6 protein-coding genes are annotated in these 7,035 nt (G+C 68.9%); 4 read left to right on the top strand and 2 right to left on the bottom strand.

Features of this window, described 5'->3' with window-relative positions; genetic code table 11:
* From KDM41_13175 to KDM41_13165, 3 genes are all read left to right on the top strand, one after another.
* On the top strand, nt 1-268 hold a 268-nt coding region (locus KDM41_13175; protein ID MCB1184379.1), incomplete at its 5' end, for a hypothetical protein.
* A 167-nt stretch (nt 269-435) separates the two neighbouring features.
* Nucleotides 436-1,836 carry a hypothetical protein gene (locus tag KDM41_13170; protein MCB1184378.1) on the top strand — a complete coding sequence of 467 codons (1,401 nt, stop codon included), beginning with the start codon at nt 436-438 and terminating at the stop codon, nt 1,834-1,836.
* Between the two features lie 174 nt (nt 1,837-2,010).
* Nucleotides 2,011-2,775, top strand: a complete 765-nt coding sequence (locus KDM41_13165) for a hypothetical protein (GenBank protein MCB1184377.1) — start codon at nt 2,011-2,013, stop codon at nt 2,773-2,775.
* An 82-nt stretch (nt 2,776-2,857) separates the two neighbouring features.
* Here KDM41_13165 and KDM41_13160 read toward each other — a convergent pair whose 3' ends face one another.
* Nucleotides 2,858-5,872 carry a T9SS type A sorting domain-containing protein gene (locus KDM41_13160; protein MCB1184376.1) on the bottom strand — a complete coding sequence of 1,005 codons (3,015 nt, stop codon included), beginning with the start codon at nt 5,870-5,872 and terminating at the stop codon, nt 2,858-2,860.
* Between the two features lie 504 nt (nt 5,873-6,376).
* Here KDM41_13160 and KDM41_13155 point away from each other — a divergent pair.
* Entirely contained in the window at nt 6,377-6,784 is a 408-nt protein-coding gene (locus KDM41_13155) for a hypothetical protein (protein MCB1184375.1), read from the top strand.
* Here the strand turns inward: KDM41_13155 and KDM41_13150 are convergent.
* On the bottom strand, nt 6,781-7,035 hold a 255-nt coding region (locus tag KDM41_13150), incomplete at its 5' end, for a haloacid dehalogenase-like hydrolase (protein ID MCB1184374.1). The two genes, KDM41_13155 and KDM41_13150, sit on opposite strands and share 4 nt — an antisense overlap.

The following is a 7,035-nucleotide window of genomic DNA, read 5'->3' as shown; positions in this document are numbered from 1 at the left end:
CGTTCCGGTGGTGTCGGCCGTCGCCACCGACGGCGGCGGCTGGCGGCTGACGTGGCGGACCGGGCTGCCTGGATCCACCTACCGGGTCCGGGTGCTCGACGCCGCCCTGCGCGAGGTCACGCTGCTGTCGGCCGGTTCCGACACCGCGCTCGCTGTTGCGGGCGACGTGCTCACCGGCCGGCCGGACACGATGTTCTGGCAGGTCGACGTGCTGCGCGACGGCGACGTCGTGGCCCGGTCGGACCTGCACCCGTTCTCCTCCCGCTGACCGCCCTCGCCGTTCCCAGGCGAAAATTCCTTCGCGGCGGTGTGATTTCCGCGCCGGCTTTCGCGACCCATTCCAGGTCTGGGGGTCACACCTGTCCGGACGAGCCGTCGTGCCGCCTGCGTCCAGGCGGTCCGGCGCGTCGTCCCGCATCCGTGGAGGGAAATGTCATGCGTCGCATCCGCTTTCTGGTCCTGGCCATCCTGTTCCTGGCGGCAGCCCCCGGGGCCCGCGCCCAGGTCGAGGCCTATTGGATCGGGCCGCCTGTCATCGAGGTTTCCGAGGGCGTCGGAACGGTCGTACTGCAGGTGGGCCTGAGCGGCCCCGGCAACGGGTCCCAGTTCGTGCTGCACAACGTGCTCGAATCCGGGACCGCCGTGCGGCCGGACGACTACACCGGGGGCACCGGATCCGTGAGCTGGCCCTCGGGGGACGGAACCCCGCGCGACGTGGTCCTCACCATCGTCGACGACGCGGTGGCGGAAGGGACCGAGACCATCTATGTGGCCCTGACCAACGCCGACGGCCCGCTCATCTCGCCGACGGACAACGTGATCCAGGTGAACATCCTGGACAACGACGGCGGCGCGACCCTGCCGCACCTGACCTTCCGGGCGGGGCCGTTCGACGACGAGGCGATCGTCCCGCGCTACTGCTACGACGACGCGGGCCAGGTCTACAACTGCGGCACGGTCATGGAGGTCAACCTGGGTACCGACGATTCGGGGTTTCTGCGGGTCGAAACCACTGACGGGCAGGCGGTCACCGACACCGTCCGGGTCGATCTCGTCGCCTGGGGCGCCATCTCCGTGTTTCCGAACTCGGTCGAGATCCGACCGGGACTATCCGACGGCACGGTCATCGTCACGAAGGTCGGGACCGACGGCGCCGCGGCGGGCGGCGTGCGCATGATGAACCTGCACAACGTGGCGCCGGCGGGGCCGGACGACTTCCACTCCGTCGACATCATCATGGAGGCCCCCGAACCCTACACCATCACCGACTGCTTCCTCTGCATGCTCTGGACCTACGTCTTCGCCGACGAGTTCATCCCCTGCGTCGGCGACTGCTCGTTGACCGTCGGCTGCGGCGGCAAGTCGGCCGGGGCCTCGGGGCGTCCGGGAGCGAAGTCGATCGCCGGCGATCTCGGCATGTTGCGGCGCTACCGCGACGAGGTTCTGGCCTCGACACCCGGTGGCCAGGACATCGCCGCGTTGTACGGCGAGATGGGCGCGGGGATGATCGGCACGTTCCTGGCGAACCCGACCCTCGTTGACGACTTCATGACGGCCCGCAACGCCTGGCTGCCGGCCCTGGACGATCTGCTGAACGGGGCGGGGGCCATGACGGTCACGCCGACCATGCAGAGCGCCATGACCTCGCTGCTCGATGCCGTGGCCGCCGTCGCGACGGGAGATCTGGCGGGCCAGATCGCCGACCTGCGGGTGGCCGCCGGCCTGGACGCCCTGACGGGACTCTCGGTGGCCCAGGCCAACCAGGCCTTCGTGACCGGGGGCGCCACGCCCGTCGAAGCGACGTCCTGGGGGGACCTCAAGGCCCAGTTCCGCTAGGCCACCCCACCTTGCGCAACCCGACGGGGGCCATGCGGCCCCCGTCTTCGTTGCCGGTCGGGTCCATCTTTATGTCTCTACAAAAAACTTTAATGATTACAAATTTTCACTTGATAATAATTTAACAACAGCGTAGTTTGGCCGGGTCGCACCATCCCAACCCGGAGGAGAACCATGCTCTGCCAAGTGTCCCGTCCAGTGCTCCCGGTGGTGATCCTGACCGCCGTCGCCGTCTTCTGCGGCGGTCCGGCCCATGCCGGCCGCTTCATGACGATCGTCGAAGCCGAGACCTTCGCGCCCGGCGAGGGCGAACTCGTCCAGGCCGGATCCCTCACCCGCCTCGAGGACGGCACCGCCACCCAGAGCGAGGGGTCGTGGCAGATCGGACTGGAATACGGCCTGCTGCCGCGCCTGCAGGTGGGGTTGGCGCTGCCCGCCTGGACCGTGGTGAGCGGTGAGCAGGGCACCGAGACCGACTTCGACGGGACCGCCCTGTGGGGTGTGTGGAACCTGGTCCCTCCGGCCGACGGGAGCCTGGGCCTGTCGTTGGCGGCGTCGGTGTCCCGCTGTGCCGCCGAAACCAGTGGCGAGTACGGTCTGGTGCTCGAGCGTTCGGGCGGGGCGTTGGCGCTGGTCGCCAACCTGAGCTTCGCCCACTGCCATCCCCACGATCCGGGCCAGGAGAGCGGCGACCATCTGCTGGCGCGCGGCGGGGTGAGCCGCGACCTCGGCCACGGCTTCGCCCTCGCCCTGGAGGGCGAGTGGCTCGCCGACCGGTTCGGTTCCCTGGGCTACCGCGCCGAGTCGTTCAACTGGGGACCGGCGCTGCTGTGGGAAGGCGGGCGCGCGTGGGTGCTCGGGGGGGCGCTCCTCGATCCGGACCCGCTCGCGGAGCAGCGGGGGGCGGCCTGGCAGGTGCAGGCGGGGGTGCCGTTCTAGCCATGCTCGTGCCGGACCGAACCGGGGCTCCCCCGCCGGATGCGGGGGAGCCCCTCTGCATGGTGGGGTCAGGGAATCGTCCCTACTTCACGAGGGCCATCTTGCCCACCTGGACGTCACCTCCCATCCGGGCCTCGGTGAAGTAGACGCCGCTGGCGACCTTGGCGCCGGACGCGTCGGTGCCGTCCCACAGGATGTGGCTCGACTCCTCGACGTGGCCGTCGATCAGGGTCTTGACCAGTTGGCCGCGCACGTCGAAGACCTTCAGCGTCAGGCGGCCGGGGGCCTTGATCGAGTAGGCGATCTGCGTGCTCGGGTTGAACGGGTTGGGGTAGTTGGACACCTCGAAACGGGCTTCGGGGACCACGCCGGTGACGGCGCCGGGGTCGCCGTCGCGTCCGAAGAAGGACAGCACTTCGCCCAGGATCCGGGCGCGTGCGGCGAGCGGGGCCGCGTCCTTGGCCGACGTATCGGTGTACAGGTAGCGCAGGTCGTAGGGCATCGAGACGATGCGGTTCGTGCCGTTGTACACGTTCAGCGTCGCGGCCGCGAAGCTGTACGCGCCGGGGTTGCCGTTCTGGTCGGTGAACTCGGCCAGGCGCTGGGCGCCGGCCCGCGCCACGACACCGTCGAAGGTGTTGATCTGCAGGCAGCCGCCGTAGGCGATCCACGAGTCGACGGTCTGGATGACCGGATTGCCGGGGACCGCGCGCACGAGCGGCGTGGTCTGCCCGTTGATGAACGACCGCACGTCGGTGGCCAGGAGGTTCACGCCCATGACGTCCTCGCTGAAGGCGCCGCCGGCCGCCCCGGCGTTGATCGCCAGGTCGCCGACGAGGCTGTCGCCGGTCAGGAAGAGGTCCTTGTTGCCGTCGGACATCCAGTTCAGCAGGGCCCCGATGTCGTTCCCGGCGTCGACGTTGTAGTCGCCGTTGGAGATCGTGGCCACGGCCATGTCGCCCGACGTGTAGAGCATGTCGTCGTAGAACTCGAGGGCCAGGCCGCTGGTGCGGCCGCCGATGCCGTTGCCGACGCCCGAGTCGGGCCGGTTGGTGTAGTAGATGTCGTAGTCCACGCCCGCCCGGAAGCCCAGGTTGGACAGGGCGCCGTACCACTCGTCCTCGCCGCCGCGGTTGGCGAAGTCGTTCCAGAACAGGATGCCGGGAACGTCGAAGCCGCCGAAGCCGTCGTCGCGGATGGAGGGCAGGGCGTGGACCGTGAAGCTCGAGCTGTAGGCCAGCGGGTGGCTGAAGTCGCCGAAGCCCGCCAGGTTCGCCGGCAGGGTCGAGTACTGCACGTCGCCGCCCACGTCGTCGCCGGCGCGCACGTAGTAGTGCAGCACGTCGCCGGGGAAGAGCAGGCCCGTGTCGGGCAGGTCGAACGCCCACTTGGCGTCGTCGGGAATGCCGGTGCCCGGATCGGCCGGCGCGCCCGGCACCGCGCCGCTGACGGGCGACGTCCGGTACGGATCGAAGAGGGGGTTCGCGTCGATCACGTAATGGAGCATCGGCGGTCCGGCCAGGGTGGCGCCGGTGCGCACCGGCACGATGTCGATCACCGTCGAATCACCCGGGTCGTTGCGCAGGTGGGTCGACGGCGAAATGTTCTGCGCCGCGTCGAACCGCACGTGCAGCGAGCCGAGATCCGTGAGGTTGATGGCATCGACCTCGGGGAAGGCGTCGTTGGCGATCCGCAGTTCGTTGGTCGACATGCCCGGTCCGCTGAAGGGGTAGATCTTCAGCGAAACGTTGTCGAAGTAGGGCGCCGGATAGCCGTCGTTGCCGATCCAGCCCCAGATCCAGCCGGCCTCCCAGACGCCGAGCTGCACCTGGACATGGGTGCGCCCCGGGGTCATCAGGTCGGTCACGGGGAAGAACTCGCGGAAGTAGTCGCCGTCGCCGAAATACACGCCGTTGCGGTCGAGCCAGGTCGCGTCGCCCGTGGCCGCGGCCGACGTTCCCGAGCGGACGCCGAACATGTAGAACACGCCGGGCGCATCGACCGAGAGGTCCTCGTGCCGGAACACGTCGAACTCGAGCAGCACGCCGTCGTACGACGCGTTCGGCCAGGCCATGATCGGCGAGTCGACGAAGTTCTGGACGTGGAAGGCCGGTCCCGCGAGGCCACCCACCGTGTTGACGATGTAGCCGGCGGGTCCGTAGCACCAGTTGACGCAGGTGCCGCCGCCGGTGCCCGGCACCACGATGTTGTCGTCGATGAAGGCGATCTGGTTGCTGTAGTTGGTCCGGCAGGGATCGATGTCCTCCAGACCCGACCAGATCTGGGCGAAGTCGCCGACGCCGTCGGGATACGCGATGACCCAATCGCCGAACGTGCCGTCCTGGAAGTCGGTCGAGCTGACGATGTCGGCCTGGCCGCCCTGGCTGATGGTGACGACCACGTCGTCGACGCGGCAGGCACCGGACGTCGGCCAGGAGCAGTCCTCGTCGTCCCAGCCGCCGTCGGACTGGAAGCGGAAGAGGACGTACACGTCCGTCCCGTCGATGAGCTCGGCCGGGTCGAACGACATGAACTCGGACACGGATTCGGAGCCCGCGCCGTCCCAGCTGCGGATGTTGGTGTAGCCGATCTGGCCGTTGGTCTTCGTGCTCAGGTACACGTAGTCGAAACCGGGCTCGGAGTCCCACTGCAGGGACGCCGTGAGCTGGACGCTCGCCGCGGCCTGCGGATCGGCCACGGCGCGCCGGAACACGAGCAGATCGTGCCAGTTGTGGCCGTAGCCGCCGCTGGCGTCGAGCGAGTCGTCGCACGACGCGAAGGCGGTGTCGCCGCACCACGCCGCGCGTTCGCCCGGGGCCAGGCCGAAGTCGCTCACCTGCCAGTGGGAAATGGTGGTCCGGGTGAGGTCCTCGGTGGTCCAGCCGTTCCAGCCGGCCTCGAAATCGCCGAGATACGCCGCGCCGGAGCCGGTCGGGCCCATGAGCTGGATGGTGTCGCCGGCGGCCTTGGACAGGTGGGCGTTGCCGCCGAGGATGGTGGCGTCGCCCTTCATGAAACGGGGCATCTCGCCGGCCGCGGCCGCGCACGACCAGGCCAGCACGATGGCCGCTGTCAGGAGCAGTAGGTTCTTCTTCATGGTGGTTCTCCCCCAATCTGGAGACATCGACACGAGGTCGAATGATGCGCGTGAATGAAGGAGTGGGGCTCCATTCGCACTTCGCGAATGACGGGAAGTTCCACACGAGGATGGCGCGGCCGATCCGGTGGATCTCCTTCCATGAAGTGGCGGCGGGTCGGCTTCTCAAAACGTCAAGTGCTGGTACACCGGCACAACACGCCCTGGGAAGTTTCCCGGTGGCCGGGTCTTCCCAGTGCGATCGCCGGAGCGGTCGGACTGCGAGGGAAAACTTCGACAGCGCACCTCAGGGGCAGCGGAAACTTCACGTCGTGAGTCGCGGTGAGTCGCTTTGAGTCGCTGTCGGGAGGGAGTCAGTCTTTCGACTGACTGATGGTAGGGATACGGGACCCCGCGCACAAGGTTGCACGAAAAGTTTCGGTGCGGGGCGGGCGGTGGACAGCGCGGACCGGTGCGCCTATGATGCGGCCTTCGCACTCAACCAGCTTCCCGGAGGGAGATCCCATGCTGCGCATCCGAAACCTCGCGGCCCTCGCGGCCGTCCTGCTCGTCCTGGTCGCGGCCCTCGCCGGCTGCGGCGGCCCCGACATGGAACCCGAGACCGGCATCACCGCCGTCGACGACCTGCAGGGTCTGCTCGATCGCGTGACGCGCACGGTGGGCGGCGCCCGCAACGCGGCGACCGCCGCCGAGGCCCTGCCCGTGCTCGACGGCGTGAGCGAGGAGCTCGACATGATCATCGACCGCCTGCCGAACCTCAGCCCGACCGCCCGGGCCGACCTTTCCCAGCAGGCCGCCCGGGCCCTGCCCGGCCTGAAGGACAACGCCCGGCGGGTGGCCAACAGCGACGGCATCGACGTCCTCGGGCCGTCGCTGAACAAGATCGTGGACCAGGTGTCGCGGCTGCTCTAGCGCTCCGGCGCGAAGCCGAACAGGCGGTCCCAGTCCCGTTTCATGCTCACCTCGAATCCGCCGGGCCGGTCCGCGACCAGCCCGGCGATCCTGTCGGTGCCCCGGTCGTAGGCGTACTCGCGTCCCTCGTCGTCGTGGTGGATCCACAGGGCGAAGGCGCGCCGCTGGCCGTCGAGCGACCAGCGCAGCATCGGTTCGTCGTTGTTGCTGTTGCCGGCGGCGAAGACCGGCCGCGCGCCCAGCCGCGCCTC

The organism is bacterium (assembly GCA_020440705.1).
GTDB lineage: Bacteria > Krumholzibacteriota > Krumholzibacteriia > LZORAL124-64-63 > LZORAL124-64-63 > JAGRNP01.
Note: the sequence above shows the minus strand (reverse complement) of the source record. Positions and strands in the feature narration are given on the sequence as shown.